We start from the raw sequence: 15267 nt of genomic DNA on the forward strand, positions 1-15267 counted from the left end.
GCTTATCTCCACAACGTCATGTCAAATGAGGGAATGTCGTGTGTGTCAGCGAGAATGATCTGCGCCATGGCGTTGCCGTGCCGTCGTGAGATCGCGCTCCAGCCGGGCTGTCTGCAGGCGGAGGAGTTCAAGAGGGTGGATGGCCACTGACCTGCGATCGCACACAAAAGCCTGACTCCGTTCATGCAATGAGAATGGCGTCACATTAATGGCTATTGGATATTGCGAATATCAGGTTGGGCCTGATTGTTACTAGGGGAATCCCTTACGCACGGGAACCTAATGGACGAAACAGGGTCGCGCCGCAGGGAGTGAAGCAGATGAAGTGATGGCGCCAGTAAAGCATGATGTTAATGTGACATCAATGCCTGGGCATGGCATTTTGCATCGGGGTCAAGGTCCTGAAAAAACAGCCGATAACCCTCTTTAGTGAATTCATCAGAACAAGTACCAGGAGTCATTGATGGCCGGCATTCTCGACACGGTAGACCAACGCACGCAACTGGTGGGTGAGAATCGCCTGGAAATTCTCATGTTCCGCCTGGCTGGGCGGCAATTGTTTGCGATCAACGTTTTCAAAGTGCAGGAAGTGCTGCAACTGCCGAAACTGACCCTGATGCCCCAGCGCCATCCATTCGTCTGCGGCGTGGTCAACCTGCGTGGCCAGACGCTGCCGGTGATCGACCTGTCCCAGGCCATCGGCATGCGTCCGTTGGTGCCGAGTCCTACCAGCACGATCATCGTCACCGAGTATAACCGCTCCGTGCAGGCTTTCCTGGTTGGCGGTGTGGACCGCATCGTCAACATGAACTGGGAAGCCATTCTGCCGCCGCCGACCAGCGCCGGCCGTCAGCATTACCTGACTGCCATCAGCAAGGTCGATGATCAGTTGGTGGAGATTATCGACGTCGAGAAAGTCCTCGCCGAAATCGTTCCGTACAACGCCAAGGTGTCCCGCGACAAACTCGACGATCCAATACTGGAGCGCGCCCGTGGCCGTGAAGTGCTGCTGGTGGACGACTCCAACGTGGCGCTCTCGCAGTTGCGCGACACCCTCGGCCAGTTGGGCGTGAAGATGCACATTGCCAGCGATGGCTTGAAAGCGCTGAACATGCTCAAGGGCTGGGCGGATACCGGCGTGAACATGACCGACAAATTGCTGATGATCTTCACCGACGCCGAGATGCCGGAAATGGACGGCTATCGCCTTACCACCGAGATCCGTAACGATCCGCGTCTGCGCGGCCTCTACGTGGTTCTGCACACCTCGTTGTCCGGCAGTTTCAACGACTCGATGGTCAAGAAGGTTGGTTGTGACAACTTCCTCTCCAAATTCCAGCCGGACAAATTGGTCGATGTGGTGCGTCAACGCCTGATGCTCGACGAAGTGCCTGCCTGATCACGATACAGTTTCCTGTGGGAACGAGCCTGCTCGCTCCCACAGGGTTGGTAATCCAGTTCGCAGTCTTTGATTCGGCGATCAAGCTCGTATAGGGTGGCATTTTTGTCCTCCAGGGAGCTGGTCATGCTGCGTCTGAGCGCGCTTTATCGTTATCCGTTGAAATCCGGCAAGGGCGAGATCCTGCAACAGGTCAGTCTCGACAAACTGGGGCTGGACGGGGATCGACGCTGGATGCTGGTGGACGAGGCCAGTGGGCGCTTCCTGACCCAGCGTGCGGTGGCGCAGATGAGCCAGCTGTCGGCGTTGTGGAATGCCCAGGGCGGTTTGACCCTCAGCGCTCCCGGCCACACGCCGATCGATATTGCCTTGCCTGCCAACGACGCTGAGTTGCGTGGCGTGACTATCTGGCGCGACACCTTGCGTGTGCCTGATGCCGGTGACGAGGCAGGGGCCTGGGTCAGTAGATTCATCGGCAAGCCGACTCGCCTGGTGCAAGTGCCGGTTGACCGCGCTCGGACCACACAGGCCGGTTATGGCAAGGACGACGATCAGGTGGCCTTCGCCGATGGCTTCCCGTTGCTGCTGATCGGGCAGGCGTCCCTTGAGGATCTGTCGCAAAAAGTCGGGCGTTCGTTGGAGATGCTGCGTTTTCGACCGAATCTGGTGATCGAGGGCAGCGAGGCGTATGCCGAGGACGGCTGGAAGCGTATCCGTATCGGCGACGTCGAGTTTCGTGTGGTCAAGCCATGTTCGCGCTGCATTCTGACCACCATTGATCCGCAGACCGGCGAGCGCAGCGATGATCGTGAACCGCTCGCGACCTTGCAGAAATATCGTGCCCAGGAAGACGGTGCGATGTTTGGACAGAATCTGGTCAATGACGGTAATGGCCAGCTCGAAGTCGGCATGCCGGTCACGATCCTGGAATAAGCGACCCTGAATGAAAAATGCCCGTGTCCAAGGACACGGGCATTTTTTTTGCGCTGTGAAACCCCGGGGTTTTAGCCGCGGTATTCGCACAGGTAAGCGGTGTCGACGGCCACTTTCAGCTGGAATTTGCTGTTGGCTGGCACGTTGAACTGGCTGCCGGCGGCGAAGGTTTCCCAAGTGGTGCTGTCTGGCAGTTTGACGGTCAGGGCGCCGGTCACCACGTGCATGATTTCACGCTGGCTGGTGCCGAATTCGTATTCGCCCGGAGCCATGACGCCAATGGTCGCCGGACCTTCAGCGGTGCCAAAGGCGATCGACTTGACGGTGCCGTCGAAGTACTCGTTGACTTTAAACATGGGCGATTCCTCGAAAAGGGCTAAAAAGGGCCGGCCAGTATGCACAAGGCCCTTGGCGCCGTCACCTCTCTAGAGCGGGAGAATCAGCGGTAACAGACGCGCTGTATTGCGCGCATCTTCCAGTGCCCGGTGCTGCTGGCCGGTGAACTGCATGCCGGCCAGTTGCAGGGCGCCGTTGAGTCCCAGCGGGCGTTCCAGTCGTCGAGCCTTGGCAAAGCGCTGCTTGAGGTTCATGTGCGGCACGCGACTCAGTTGGCTGTCGAGTTGCAAGCGCTCCCACTCCTGAAGCAGTTGCCTGCGATCGTAATCGCCCCAACTGGCCCAGCCTTCCAGCCGCGAATGATGTTGGCCGAGCCAGCGCTCGAAGACCGGCCAGACCTCGGTCAGCGCCTGTGCGCTGTCGATATTGGCCTGGGTGATGCGAGTCAGCTCGCGACAAAACGGCGTGAGCAGCGGCCGTCGCAGCGGTCGCACGAAGCGCTGGAAATGGTCCTGCTCACGCCCTTGGCGGTCCACCAGCGTGGCGCCGATTTCGATGATTTCCATTTCAGTAACTGGCCAGCCACCTTCATCGGTGGTGGCTTCCAGATCGATCACCAGCCAGTGAGGCATTGAAGGGTTCCCGGTATCCGCATCCTGATAGGGCTTGAGCGTAGCCAAACCCGACGGATCCGCCTAGCGGCTTATTCGACCTCCAACAAAATCTGACGATTTTTTACCTGATCGCCGACCTTGACCTGCAAGCGTTTGAGCACGCCGTCGATGCCGGACTTGAGCGGATGCTCCATTTTCATCGCTTCCAGCACCACCAGCAGTTGGCCTTTACTGACCGGGCTGCCTTGCGCGACCAGCACGTCGACAATTGCGCCGTCCATTGGCGCCTTGAGCGTGCCGGAGCTGACACTGGCCTGGCCGCTGACCAGCGCTTGCGTGCGATCCTCCAGGCGCAGGCTGCCGGGACGGGTGAACAGCCAGAGCTGTCCGGCCTCCAGGCGATAGGCATGACGCTGGCGGATGCCGTTGATGTCCAGGGTGGCCCAGCGTCCGTCGCACTGGATGACGTTCAGTTTGAAGGCCTGTGCGGCGACTTCAATCCGGTACGGTTCACCTGGTACCGCGTTCAACTGCACCGGCCAGTCCCGATCCTCCAGGCCGATGCGATAGTGCAGCGGCACACTGGCGTTGTTGCGCCAGCCGGCCAGCGCGGCGGGATGAACCTGCGCCGAAGCCTGATAAAACAGCGCCGCCGCAATCGCCAGTTCTTCAGCACTCGGGTTATGCGGATGCAAACAAGGATGGTCGGCGAAATGCGTCGGGATGAACCCGGTGCTGAACTCGCCACTGATGAAGCGTGGATGTTCCAGCAGGCTGGCAAGCAAGCGCTGATTGCTCGGCAAGCCCAGCAGCACACTGTCTTGCACCGCGCGCAGCAACTTGCGCCGGGCTTCTTCACGGGTAGCGCCGTGGGCGATGATCTTGCCCAGCATCGGGTCATAGAACGGGCTGACATGTTGACCTTCGATCAACCCATGGTCGATCCGCGCTCCACTCTGCAAGGCCGGTTCCCAGTTGGTGATGCGTCCGGTCTGCGGGAGGAACCCCTGGGTCGGGTCTTCTGCATACAGACGCACTTCCATGGCGTGGCCGTTGAGTTGCACCTGTTCCTGGCGCAATGGCAGCGGCAGCCCTTCGGCGACGTGCAACTGCCAGGCCACCAGATCGAGACCGGTGATCAATTCAGTCACCGGGTGTTCTACCTGCAACCGTGTGTTCATTTCCAGAAAGTAGAACTGCCCGTGCGCGTCCAGCAGAAACTCCACAGTGCCAGCGCCCACATAATTCACTGCGCGACCGGCCTTGAGCGCCGCTTCCCCCATGGCCTGGCGCAGTTCGGCGGTCATGACCGGGCAGGGTGCTTCTTCGATGACTTTCTGATGACGGCGCTGGATCGAACAGTCGCGTTCGCCGAGGTAGATCAGGTTGCCGTGTTGGTCGCCGAACAGCTGAACCTCAACGTGACGCGGATCGATCAGCGCTTGTTCGAGGATCAGTTCGTCGCTGCCAAACCCGTTCAATGCCTCGGAGCGCGCGGTGCGAATCTGTGGGAGCAAATCCCCTGCATCATGCACCAGGCGCATGCCGCGCCCGCCACCGCCGGCACTGGCCTTGATCATCAGCGGAAAGCCGATGCGTTCGGCTTCGCGGCTCAGGGTCGCATCGTCCTGCCCGGTGCCTTGATAGCCTTTGATGCAGGGCACGCCGGCGTCGAGCATGGCGAGTTTCGACAGGCGTTTGCTGCCCATCAGCTCAATGGCTTCGGGGCTGGGGCCGATGAAAGTGAGGCCGGCGTGCTGGCAGGCGCGGGCGAATTCGGCATTTTCCGAGAGGAAGCCGTAGCCGGGGTGGATCGAATCGGCACCGGTGCGGCGGGCGGCGTCGAGGATGGCCGGGATGTTCAGGTACGACTGCTGGACCGGGGCCGGGCCGATGTTGACGGCTTCGTCGGCGATTTGTACGTGCAAGGCATCCGCATCTGCATCGCTGAACACGGCGACGGTGCGGTAGCCCAAGGATTGGGCCGTGCGCTGGATGCGGCAGGCGATTTCACCACGGTTGGCGATCAGGATTTTTTTCAGGGCGGGCATGGTTTATTCCCTTGGTTTTTGCGGTGAAAGTGATGGCCTCTTCGCGGGCAAGCCTCGCTCCTACAGTGGGCACCAAAAACCTTGTAGGAGCGAGGCTTGCCCGCGAAGCTTTTAAGGCGCCCATCCCGGTTTGCGTTTTTGCACAAAAGCCATCGTGCCCTCGACGCCTTCAGCCCCGATCACCGCTTCGCTGAACCACTCGGCCGCTTCATCCAGCAATGCATCCGACGGTTGCCCGGCACTCGCCAGCAACAGTTTTTTGGTCGTCGCATTGGCCCCCGGCGCGCAGCACAGTACGTGCGCCAGAATTTCACCGAGACGCTCGGCCAAGGCTTGCGCGTCATGCTCGACAAAATGCACCAGCCCCATGCGCCGCGCCTGGTTGCCATCGAACCGCGCCGCCGTCAGCGCCAGGCGCCGGGCCTGAGTCAAACCGATGCGCTGGACCACAAACGGCGCGATCTGCGCGGGCAGCACGCCGAGGCTGGTTTCCGGCAGCCCGAATTGCGCCTGATGATCCGCCAGGGCGACATCGCTGACGCAGGCCAGACCCAAACCGCCGCCAAGCACTGCGCCTTGCAGCACGGTGATCACCACTTGCGGCGCGTGTTGCACCTCTTGCAGCAGCGCGCCGAACGCACGGTTCAGATCACGGTAGGCGTTCGCGCCTTGAGCACGGGCGTTGGCCATGTCCTTGATGTCGCCACCGGCACAGAAGTGTCCACCGGCACCGCCGATCACCAGGGCCCGAATCGCACGGTCATCGCGCACGGCCAACAGCACCGCGCGCAGTTCGGCGACCATCAGCAGGCTCATGGCGTTGCGGCTTTCCGGGCGGTTGAGGGTGATGTGCAGCACGCCGTTATGCGGTTCGAGCAATAACGTCTGGCAATCCGGCAGGGTGCTCATTTCTTTTTCCCCGGCAGGATGCCCATGAGTTTGCAGATGATCCCCAGCATGATTTCGTCGGCGCCGCCGCCAATCGACACCAGCCGTACATCGCGGTAAGCGCGGGCCACGGGGTTGTCCCACATAAAGCCCATGCCGCCCCAATATTGAAGGCAACTGTCGCTGACTTCGCGGCCCAGCCGCCCGGCCTTGAGTTTGGCCATCGACGCCAGACGCGTGACGTCCTGACCTTTGATGTATTGCTCGGTGGCCTGATAGACCAGCGCCCGCAGGCATTCGATTTCGGTTTGCAATTCGGCGAGGCGAAAGTGGATGACCTGATTGTCGATCAGCGCATTGCCGAAGGTTTTACGTTCCTTGCAATACTCGATGGTGCTGTCGATGCAGTATTCCAGGCCCTTGATCATGTTTGCCGCGCCGAACAGGCGTTCTTCCTGAAACTGCAGCATTTGCATCATGAAGCCCGCGCCTTCATGGCCGATGCGGTTGCGTTGCGGCACGCGCACGTTGTCGAAAAACACCTGGGCGGTTTCCGAGCTGCGCATGCCGAGCTTGTCCAGGTGCGAACTGAGGCTGATCCCCGGCGTGTTCATCGGCACCATGATCAGTGACTTGTTGATGTGCGGTTTGTCGTCCGAGGTATTGGCCAGCAGACAAATGAAATCGGCGCTTGGCGAGTTGGTGATCCACATCTTGCTGCCGTTGATCACGTAGTCGTCGCCGTCCTTGCGGGCGGTGGTTTTCAACCCGGCCACGTCGGAACCGGCGCCGACTTCGGAAACGCCGATGCAACCGACCTGTTCGCCGGTAATGGCAGGGCGCAGAAATTCTTCACGCAGTTCATCGGAACCGAAGCGCGCCAGCGCTGGAGTGCACATGTCGGTCTGCACGCCGATGGACATCGGAATGCCGCCGCAATGAATGGTGCCGAACTCCTCGGCGGCGACAATCGAATAGCTGTAGTCGAGCCCCATGCCGCCGAATTTTTCCGGTTTGGAAATTCCCAGCAGGCCCAGGTCACCGGCCTTGCGGAAGATTTCGTGGATGGGAAAGCGCCCGGCCTTTTCCCATGCCTCGACGTGCGGGTTGATCTCGTTTTCGACGAATTGACGAACGGTGCGGCGCAGTGCTTCGTGTTCCTGGGTGAAGATCATTTTTATTGTTCTCCTCTGGCCGGTTCAGAACCGGGCTACGCCAAAACTGTTGGTTTGCAGCGGCCGCACATCGGCCTCATGACAGATGTCCAGCAAGTAACCGAGCAGGGTCCGGGTGTCCCGCGGATCGATGAGCCCGTCGTCCCACAGACTGGCGCTGCCATACAGCGCGGTGGACTGGCTGTCGAGTTTCTGTGCGGTGACCTGCTCCAGCATGTCGAGCATTTTCGGGTCGGGCACCAGGCCGTCCTTGAGCTGTTTGGCTTCGGTGACGATGCGCAGCACCTTGCCGGCCTGCGCGCCGCCCATCACTGCCGTGCGGCTGTTGGGCCAGGCGAAGATGAAGCGCGGGTCGAGGCCGCGACCGCACATGGCGTAGTTGCCGGCGCCATAGGAGCCGCCGACGATGATGGTCAGTTTCGGTACGCGGGCGTTGGCCACCGCCTGAATCATCTTCGCGCCGTGCTTGATCACGCCTTGCTGTTCCGATTCGGTGCCGACCATGAACCCGGTGGTGTTGTGAAAGAACAGCAGCGGCGTCTGGCTCTGATCGCAGAGCTGGATGAACTGCGCGGCTTTACTCGCCCCTTTGGGGGTGATCGGGCCGTTGTTGCCAATGAATCCGCAGGCGCGCCCCTGAATGTGCAAATGGCCGCAAATGGTTTGCTGATCGAATTCACCCTTGAACTCAAGGAAGTTCGAGCCGTCGGCAATCCGCGCAATGATTTCGCGCACGTCGTAGGGCTTTTTCGGATCGTCCGGGATCAGTCCCAGCAGCTCGTCGATAGGGTAGAGGGGTTCTTTCCACTGCCGTTCGGGCAACCATTGCAGCTGCTCGTTCCATGACAACAGGCTGACAATCTCGCGCACCAGGCGCACGCCATCGGCATCGTTCTCGGCCAGGTATTCAGCGGTGCCGGCGGTTTGCGCGTGCATCTCGGCACCGCCCAGTTCTTCGTCGGTCGCCACTTCTCCGGTCGCGGCTTTCAGTAACGGTGGGCCGGCGAGAAACAGTTTGGCTTTGCCACGCACCACTACCGTGTAATCCGAGAGCCCTGGCTGATAAGCGCCGCCCGCCGTGGCCGAGCCGTGGACCACGGTGATCTGCGGCAACCCCATGGCCGACATCCGCGCCTGATTGGCAAAACTGCGCGCGCCTTCGACGAAAATCTCCGCTGCGTAATTGAGGTTGGCGCCACCGCTTTCGGCGAGGGTGATCACCGGCAGTTTGTTCTCCATGGCGATCTGTTGCAGGCGCAGGGACTTTTTCAAACCGCTGGGGGAAATCGTCCCGCCCTTGATCGCGCTGTTGTTCGCCACGACCAGAACCCGCACGCCGGACACGTAACCGATCCCGGCGATCAAACCGCCGCCGGCTGAGCTGCCGTCCTTGTCGTCATGCAATTTGTAGCCGGCCAGGCTCGCCAGTTCGAGGAACGGCGCACCGGGGTCGAGCAGAAGGTTGAGGCGTTCGCGGGGCAGCAATTGCCCGCGCTTGTCGAACCTGGGTTTGGCTTCGGCCGCTTTGTTCAGCAGGTTCTGTTCGAGCTGACGGACTTGCTCGATCCCCGCCAGCATCGCTGCGCGGTTCTGGGCAAACTGTTCGCTGAACGGGTCGACTTGCGACTGAATCACCGGCATGACTTATTCCTTGTCCTTGAGCACGTCCGGTAAGTACGCGCGGTGGAAACCGTTGTACGACTCACTGATCCTGGCCTTGTGGATCGGCCACGCCCGACCACCAAGGCTGGCGGCGCCGTCGATACGCAAGGTGCTGCCACTGACAAACGCTGCGGCCGGACTGAGCAGGAATACGATCGCGGCGCTGACTTCCGATTCGGTGCCGATGCGTTTCAGCGGCACGTGCTCGCGCAAGGTCGGAATCACCGCTTTGAACGCACCTTCGTAAGTGTCCATGCCGCTGGAGGCGATCCAGCCCGGCGCCACTGCATTGACCCGCACCCCGGCGTAACCCCATTCAAACGCAGCGGTCTTGGTCAGGTTGTCCATGCCCGAGCGCGCCGCGCCCGAGTGGCCCATGCCGGGCATGCCGTTCCACATGTCGGCGAGCATGTTGACGATGGCGCCGCCGTGTTGGCTCATAGACTGGTTGAAGACTTCGCGCGCCATCAGGAAACCGCCCACGAGGTTGGTGCGCATCACGGTTTCGAAACCTTTCTGGTTGATCGAGGCCAGTGGTGAGGGGAATTGGCCGCCGGCATTGTTGACCAGTCCGTGGATCGGACCGTGCTTGCGGATCAGTTCGCTGACCAGATGCTTGACCGCTTCTTCGTCGCGAATATCGCAGGTCTGCCAATCGGCCTTGCCGCCATCCTCGGTAATCTCGGCAACCACGGATTTCAGTTTGTCGGCATTGCGCCCGATCAACAGCACATGGGCGCCGAGGGCCGCCAGTTCATGGGCGGTGCAGCGACCGATGCCACTGCCGCCACCGGTGACGATGATGTTTTGGCCGGCAAACAGATCAGCTTTGAAAATCGAATCGTAGGCCACGGCGGTAGTCCTCTAGTTGACCTGGTCGGCGATGCGCTGCGGCACCGGAATCTGGATGTCCAGTAGTTGTTGGGCGAAGGCTTTGCCTTGCGGATCGATCCGCAGACTGGCCACGCCACCACCGCCAAGGGCGTTTTCCAGCAAGAAATTCAGGCTGTGGGTCGCGGGCAGGTACCAGCGCTCGACGCGCCCGTGAACCGGGTCGAGCACATGACTCATCCAGTCGACCATCACTTCCGGGGTCAGGGCTTCGGCGATCCACGGCAGGTACTCCGGCTCGCGCGCCATGACGCCGATGTTGCTGTGATTGCCCTTGTCACCCGAGCGTGCGACCGCGAGCTTGATCAGCGCCACGCTGGCATCGGCGCGACCGGTGGGTTTCGGTGGGTCGTACGGCACCGGCAGGTCCGCGGTGGTGAGCGCGTCGAGGGCGGGCAGGGCGCACGGATGACGTTGACCATTGAGATCAATGTCCAGCGTGCAGGCGGATTTGTCGATGAGGAACGAGAACAGCCGGATCAGCGGATACACTGTCGGCCGTCCGCCGACGATGCCGGTCAACCCCGGCGCCATGCCGGTGGCGGCTTGGGCGATTTCCCGGGAGAACACGATCAGCGCCTGTTTGTCCGGATGGCGCACGGCGAGTTTGATCACCACTTCGCGGCTGTCCTGACGCTGGCCATGGGGACCGTACGTGGCCTCGCTGCCGAGCAGTTCAATATTGACTTCGCTGTAGGGCGCCCAACCGCGCTGGCTGAAGATTTCCGAGGTCTTGCTGATGATCGCTTCGCTGACGCGCCGCGCCTTGTCCACCGCATCGATCCCGGCGATCAGGCAACTGGCGGTGCAGCGGAAACCGTCCGGATACGTCGCGCTGACCTTGTACTGATCGGTGGGCGGCAAGCCTTTGGCGCCGTGTACCTGAACTGCGTTCTTGCCTTGTTGCTGAAGTTTGACCTGGGTGAAATCGCAGATCACATCGGGCAGCAGATAGGCCTGCGGGTCGCCGATTTCATAAAGTATCTGCTCGCCGACCGTGAGTGGCGTGACCAGGCCGCCGGAGCCTTCGGGTTTACTGACGATGAACTGGCTGTCGGCACTGACTTCGACGATGGGGAAACCGATGTGTTCGTAGTCGGGCACGTCGCGCCAATCGGTGAAGTTGCCGCCGGTGCACTGGGCGCCGCATTCGATGATGTGACCGGCGAGTGCGGCTTGCGCGAGTTTGTCGTAGTCGTGCCAGGACCAGCCGAATTCATGCACCAGTGCAGCGCTGACCACGGCGCTGTCGACCACGCGCCCGGTAATGACGATGTCCGCGCCCAGGCGCAAGGCTTCGACGATGCCGGGCGCACCGAGGTAGGCGTTGGTGGAGACGCACATCGGCGGCAAGGGCGCGCCGCTGAACATTTCGTGGAGGCCGCGGGTGCTCATGTGTTTGAACTGCGGTTGCAGGTCATCACCCAGCAACACGGCGATTTTCAGCGCCACGCCGGCCTTGTCGCAAGCCGCTTGCAGGGCCGCGGCGCAGGCCTGCGGGTTGACGCCGCCGGCGTTGCTGATGACGCGGATGTTCTGTGCGGCGAGCTGCGTGAGCAGCGGGCTGAGCACCTCGATGAAGTCGCTGGCGTAGCCGGCCTGGGGATCTTTCATCCGCGCACCGGCCATGATCGACATCGTGATCTCGGCCAGATAATCGAACACCAGGTAATCCAGGCGTCCGCCTTCGACCAGTTGCGCGGCGGCGGTCGAGGTGTCGCCCCAGAAGGCGCTGGCGCAACCGATGCGAACAGTTTCAGGCACAGCCCTTTCCATAGCCACCTCCCTCAGACGTGTATCGAGACTACCAAGCAAGCGCTTGGTTTGTAAACGACTTAAATATCTTCTGCCCGAGCGCTTGCTTGGTTGCCTTCGTCAGCTTAAATTGCCCGCGCAACCCCGCTGTTTTAGCGGTGAGTACGACTGTAGGAGAGAACGGGTGGACGAGCAAAAAGCCCTGAGGGTAATGCGCGAATTGGTCGACAACGGCCAGTTGACCGACCCGGACAGCGCCCGTGGCAAATTGCTGCAAGTGGCGGCTCACCTGTTTCGCAACAAAGGCTATGAGCGCACCACGGTGCGTGATCTGGCCGGCGCGGTGGGCATTCAGTCGGGAAGCATTTTTCATCACTTCAAAAGCAAGGACGAGATCCTGCGGGCAGTGATGGAGGAAACCATTCGCTACAACACCGCGTTGATGCGTGCGGCGATCGCCGAAGCCGAAAACGTGCGCGAACGGGTACTGGCGCTGATTCGCTGTGAGTTGCAGTCGATCATGGGCGGCAGCGGCGAGGCCATGGCGGTGTTGGTGTACGAATGGCGTTCGCTGTCCGAAGACGGGCAAGCGAAGGTGTTGGCGCTGCGCGACATCTATGAAGACCTCTGGCTGCAGGTGCTGGGGGAGGCCAAGGACGCGGGATTCATCCGCGGGGACGTGTTCATCACCCGGCGTTTTCTGACCGGTGCGCTGTCCTGGACCACGACCTGGTATCGCCCGGATGGCAGCGTGAACCTCGATCAATTGGCCGATGAGGCGTTGATTCTGGTGCTCGAAGAAAAACAATAGTGTTGCCCGTAGCCGCAGGAAACTGGCTAAGTGGCCGAAACCGCCTAGCTTGAATGAATTGATGCGTACTTTTTTGGGGAGTGGGTTGTTTTGATGTCTTCGCCAATTCGGACGGCCTCGCGGCTTTTTCTGGCGGCGCTTGCAGCGCTTTGGGTGTTGCCGTCTCCGGCGGCGCAACTGGTGCGGGTCGGTGCCGCGCATTTTCCGCCCTACACCGTACGCCCTGAATCCGGTGCCGACACTGGCCTGCTGCCGCAATTGGTCGAGGCGCTCAATGCCTTGCAAACCGACTATCAGTTTGTGCTCGTGCCGACATCCATTCCGCGACGCTTCGGTGACTTCAAGCAGAGCCGGGTGGACATGGCTATTTTCGAGAACCCGAACTGGGGCTGGAAGGACATTCCCCACGTCAGCGTCGACATGGGTCTGGAAGATGCCGAGATTTTTGTCGCGCAGCGGATTCCCAATCGTCAGCAGAACTATTTCGCCGATCTTGCCGGCAAGCGTCTGGCGCTGTTCAGCGGCTATCACTACGAGTTCGCCAACTTCAATGCCGACCCCAAGGTCCTCGCGCAAAACTACAACGCCACGCTGACCTATTCCCATGACAGCAACCTGCTGATGGTGCTGCGCGGGCGCGCAGACATCGCCCTGGTGACACGCTCTTACTTGAGCGATTACCTGCTGCGCAACGAGAAGGTCGGCGATCAGTTGCTGGTGTCTCAGCGCATTGATCAGGTCTATCACCACTACGCCATCCTCCGTCCCACGGCGCCCATAAGCGGTGAGGCATTCGGCAAGTTGCTGCAAGGATTGCGGGACAACGGCCAGATGCTGAGGATTTTCGATCCGTACAAGATCGCCATCGTGCCAGTTCCCGGCAGCTGAGATCGCGTCGCCGGGTGGTGTTTTTGCCGACCTTCCTTAAATTTCCCCCACTGGCTCACGTCACTTCGTTGAACTGTCGACGATTATCGTGAGCCCGACCCATGCCCAATCTGAATGACCTGACTGCCCTGGCTTTGCCGACAGGCAACCGCCTTGTCGCGGATGAAACCGAAAACCGCCTGAGCCTGAGCCTGGAAGCGCAACCGCTGATTACCTTGCGGCTGACGCGTGAGCCCGAGTTGCACGTGCATGCCGAGGCTCGCGTCGACACTCAGGCCGTGTGGGCCGCCGGTTATTGGCTGTTTGCCCGTGACCCGGCTTGCCAGCGGCTGACCTGGCACCTCGATGAAGCTCCCACCGAAGCCTTGCTCAGCGGTTTGCTGGTGTCGACCGAACTCGCCGGCCAGTATCGCTGCGAGCGCACGCTGTTCTGGCAGTTGCCGCAGCCTTGGCTGGGGACATCGCTGACCAGCGGCTACCCACAGCAAATGGTGATCAGCGCTGGCAAGCGTCATCCACTGCGCCCGGTGAAACCGCGCGGTGAAGTCTATCGACGTTTCGATGCGCGGCTGGGTGCGTGGATTTCCCTGCGTACGCTGGACATCGATCTGGACCTGGCGCGGTTCAATCGCTGGCAGAACAGTGCGCGGGTGGCGAGTTTCTGGCAGGAGGAGGGCAGCCTTGAACAGCATCGCGAATACCTGAGCAAACTCGACGCCGATCCCCACACCGTGACGTTGATCGGCTGTTTCGATGATCAGCCATTTGCTTATTTCGAAGCCTACTGGGCCAAGGAAGACCGCATTGCACCGTTCTTCGATGTCGATGATTACGACCGTGGCATTCACATGTTGGTCGGCGAAGAAAACCATCGCGGTCCGCACAAGGTGGCGAGCTGGTTATCGGCGTTGACGCATTACCTGTTTCTCGATGATCCGCGTACCCGGCGGGTGGTTGCAGAGCCGCGAGCCGACAACGCGAAGATGATCGGGTACATGCAGGGGCAGCGCTTTCATTGCGAGAAAGAGTTCGACTTCCCGCACAAGCGCGCGGCGTTGATGGTGTTGGGGCGGGAGCGGTTTTTTGAGCGGTGTGGGTTGGCTTGATGGGTAGGGTTCAAGATCGGTTGCGGTCTTGAGTCCGCCTTCGCGGGCAAGCCTCGCTCCTACAGGTTAGTGTCGTTTTGGCGAGCGACACGGACCTGTAGGAGCGAGGCTTGCCCGCGAAGCTTTTAACGGCGGGCGAAAGTGTCTGCCCGACTGCCCGACACCTTGCGGCAATGCACCAGCGCGTCGCGAATCATGAAGTTCACCAGGGTCGGCGAAACACCCAGTTCCTTGGCGATGTCCTTTTGCGGTACGCCGTGCAGGCGGTACATCTCAAAGGCGTAGCGGGTGCGGCTCGGCAGCTCCGTCAGCGCGTCGGCGATGTTTTCCAGGGTCGAAAAATTGATGTGCGAGGTTTCCGGCGAAGCGCCTTGAATCACCACGTTCAGCCCTTCTTCTTCAGGCCCCGAATACTTCTGTTCCAGCGCCTGTTTGCGGTAGTGGTCGATCGCCAGGTTACGCACGATCTGGAACAGGTAACTGAGCTGAGCCTTGATCGAGGAGGTGATCTGCGGCGCCGATTGCAGGCGGAAGAACGCATCCTGAACCACATCTTCGGCACGTGACCGGCAGCCAGTAATACGGGCGGCAATCTTGACCAGAATCAGCCGATTGTCCACGAATGCCTGAAGTAGCGGTGAATCGCACCTGCTTGTGGATACTTGTTCCGTCATGGAAATCACCTTGCTGCAAATGGGGTCGTGGGACGACGGGTATATCGGAGCCGTCCTACACATCGAGCGACAAATTATTCTGAA

General features: G+C 60.6%; 13 protein-coding genes and 2 pseudogenes. 5 read left to right on the plus strand and 10 right to left on the minus strand.

Annotated elements, in window-relative coordinates; all coding sequences use genetic code 11:
- The first annotated feature begins 463 nt into the window (after window positions 1-463).
- Both KGB24_RS20210 and KGB24_RS20215 read left to right on the plus strand, forming a co-directional pair.
- Complete coding sequence (locus KGB24_RS20210; RefSeq protein ID WP_008044401.1) at window positions 464-1399, plus strand: chemotaxis protein CheV; 936 nt, start codon at window positions 464-466, stop codon at window positions 1397-1399.
- 126 nt (window positions 1400-1525) lie between these two features.
- On the plus strand, window positions 1526-2332 hold the full coding sequence (locus tag KGB24_RS20215; RefSeq protein WP_192227855.1) for an MOSC domain-containing protein: 807 nt from the start codon (window positions 1526-1528) through the stop codon (window positions 2330-2332).
- A gap of 71 nt (window positions 2333-2403) precedes the next feature.
- On the opposite strand, the gene KGB24_RS20220 is transcribed toward KGB24_RS20215, so the two are convergent.
- The 9 genes and pseudogenes from KGB24_RS20220 to KGB24_RS20255 all read right to left on the minus strand — a co-directional run bounded on the left by KGB24_RS20220 (window position 2404) and on the right by KGB24_RS20255 (window position 11713).
- Complete coding sequence (locus KGB24_RS20220) at window positions 2404-2688, minus strand: pyrimidine/purine nucleoside phosphorylase (protein WP_223415852.1); 285 nt, start codon at window positions 2686-2688, stop codon at window positions 2404-2406.
- 69 nt (window positions 2689-2757) lie between these two features.
- Window positions 2758-3300: an exonuclease domain-containing protein gene (locus KGB24_RS20225; RefSeq protein ID WP_008030291.1), complete on the minus strand. Its 543-nt coding sequence runs from the start codon at window positions 3298-3300 to the stop codon at window positions 2758-2760.
- Between the two features lie 71 nt (window positions 3301-3371).
- Window positions 3372-3722, minus strand: a pseudogene (locus tag KGB24_RS29445) (acetyl-CoA carboxylase biotin carboxyl carrier protein subunit); the annotation flags it as partial.
- A 143-nt stretch (window positions 3723-3865) separates the two neighbouring features.
- A pseudogene (locus KGB24_RS20230) lies at window positions 3866-5333 on the minus strand (acetyl/propionyl/methylcrotonyl-CoA carboxylase subunit alpha); the annotation flags it as partial.
- 111 nt (window positions 5334-5444) lie between these two features.
- Window positions 5445-6242 (minus strand): enoyl-CoA hydratase/isomerase family protein, encoded by a 798-nt coding sequence (locus tag KGB24_RS20235; protein ID WP_008030289.1) that lies wholly within the window; start codon window positions 6240-6242, stop codon window positions 5445-5447.
- Complete coding sequence (gene atuD / locus KGB24_RS20240) at window positions 6239-7396, minus strand: citronellyl-CoA dehydrogenase (protein ID WP_008044426.1); 1158 nt, start codon at window positions 7394-7396, stop codon at window positions 6239-6241. Before atuD ends, KGB24_RS20235 begins: the two co-directional genes overlap by 4 nt.
- 24 nt (window positions 7397-7420) lie before the next feature.
- Window positions 7421-9037, minus strand: a complete 1617-nt coding sequence (gene atuC, locus KGB24_RS20245) for a geranyl-CoA carboxylase subunit beta (RefSeq protein WP_223415854.1) — start codon at window positions 9035-9037, stop codon at window positions 7421-7423.
- Window positions 9038-9040: 3 nt separating this feature from the next.
- Window positions 9041-9910: an SDR family oxidoreductase gene (locus KGB24_RS20250; RefSeq protein ID WP_008044432.1), complete on the minus strand. Its 870-nt coding sequence runs from the start codon at window positions 9908-9910 to the stop codon at window positions 9041-9043.
- A gap of 12 nt (window positions 9911-9922) precedes the next feature.
- Window positions 9923-11713, minus strand: coding sequence for an acyclic terpene utilization AtuA family protein (locus KGB24_RS20255; protein ID WP_223415855.1), 1791 nt, complete (start codon window positions 11711-11713; stop codon window positions 9923-9925).
- Window positions 11714-11888: 175 nt separating this feature from the next.
- Between KGB24_RS20255 and KGB24_RS20260 the strand changes: the two genes are divergently transcribed.
- The 3 genes from KGB24_RS20260 (at window position 11889) to KGB24_RS20270 (ending at window position 14509) form a co-directional block, all read left to right on the plus strand.
- Complete coding sequence (locus KGB24_RS20260; protein WP_008030281.1) at window positions 11889-12515, plus strand: TetR/AcrR family transcriptional regulator; 627 nt, start codon at window positions 11889-11891, stop codon at window positions 12513-12515.
- Between the two features lie 93 nt (window positions 12516-12608).
- Complete coding sequence (locus KGB24_RS20265) at window positions 12609-13403, plus strand: substrate-binding periplasmic protein (RefSeq protein WP_008030280.1); 795 nt, start codon at window positions 12609-12611, stop codon at window positions 13401-13403.
- A gap of 101 nt (window positions 13404-13504) precedes the next feature.
- Entirely contained in the window at window positions 13505-14509 is a 1005-nt protein-coding gene (locus tag KGB24_RS20270) for a GNAT family N-acetyltransferase (protein WP_223415856.1), read from the plus strand.
- A 125-nt stretch (window positions 14510-14634) separates the two neighbouring features.
- Here KGB24_RS20270 and KGB24_RS20275 read toward each other — a convergent pair whose 3' ends face one another.
- Window positions 14635-15183, minus strand: a complete 549-nt coding sequence (locus tag KGB24_RS20275; RefSeq protein WP_017339972.1) for an RNA polymerase factor sigma-70 — start codon at window positions 15181-15183, stop codon at window positions 14635-14637.
- Window positions 15184-15267: the final 84 nt, after the last annotated feature.

This window comes from Pseudomonas sp. BF-RE-25 (genome assembly GCF_019956105.1).
In the GTDB taxonomy this organism is placed as follows: Bacteria; Pseudomonadota; Gammaproteobacteria; order Pseudomonadales; family Pseudomonadaceae; genus Aquipseudomonas; species Aquipseudomonas migulae.

Coding starts and splice junctions, on each gene's coding strand:
- KGB24_RS20210 (WP_008044401.1), top strand. CDS start 464: ATGGCCGGCATTCTCGACACGGTAGACCAACGCACGCAACTGGTGGGT.
- KGB24_RS20215 (WP_192227855.1), top strand. CDS start 1,526: ATGCTGCGTCTGAGCGCGCTTTATCGTTATCCGTTGAAATCCGGCAAG.
- KGB24_RS20220 (WP_223415852.1), bottom strand. CDS start 2,688: ATGTTTAAAGTCAACGAGTACTTCGACGGCACCGTCAAGTCGATCGCC.
- KGB24_RS20225 (WP_008030291.1), bottom strand. CDS start 3,300: ATGCCTCACTGGCTGGTGATCGATCTGGAAGCCACCACCGATGAAGGT.
- KGB24_RS20235 (WP_008030289.1), bottom strand. CDS start 6,242: ATGAGCACCCTGCCGGATTGCCAGACGTTATTGCTCGAACCGCATAAC.
- atuD (WP_008044426.1), bottom strand. CDS start 7,396: ATGATCTTCACCCAGGAACACGAAGCACTGCGCCGCACCGTTCGTCAA.
- atuC (WP_223415854.1), bottom strand. CDS start 9,037: ATGCCGGTGATTCAGTCGCAAGTCGACCCGTTCAGCGAACAGTTTGCC.
- KGB24_RS20265 (WP_008030280.1), top strand. CDS start 12,609: ATGTCTTCGCCAATTCGGACGGCCTCGCGGCTTTTTCTGGCGGCGCTT.
- KGB24_RS20270 (WP_223415856.1), top strand. CDS start 13,505: ATGCCCAATCTGAATGACCTGACTGCCCTGGCTTTGCCGACAGGCAAC.
- KGB24_RS20275 (WP_017339972.1), bottom strand. CDS start 15,183: ATGACGGAACAAGTATCCACAAGCAGGTGCGATTCACCGCTACTTCAG.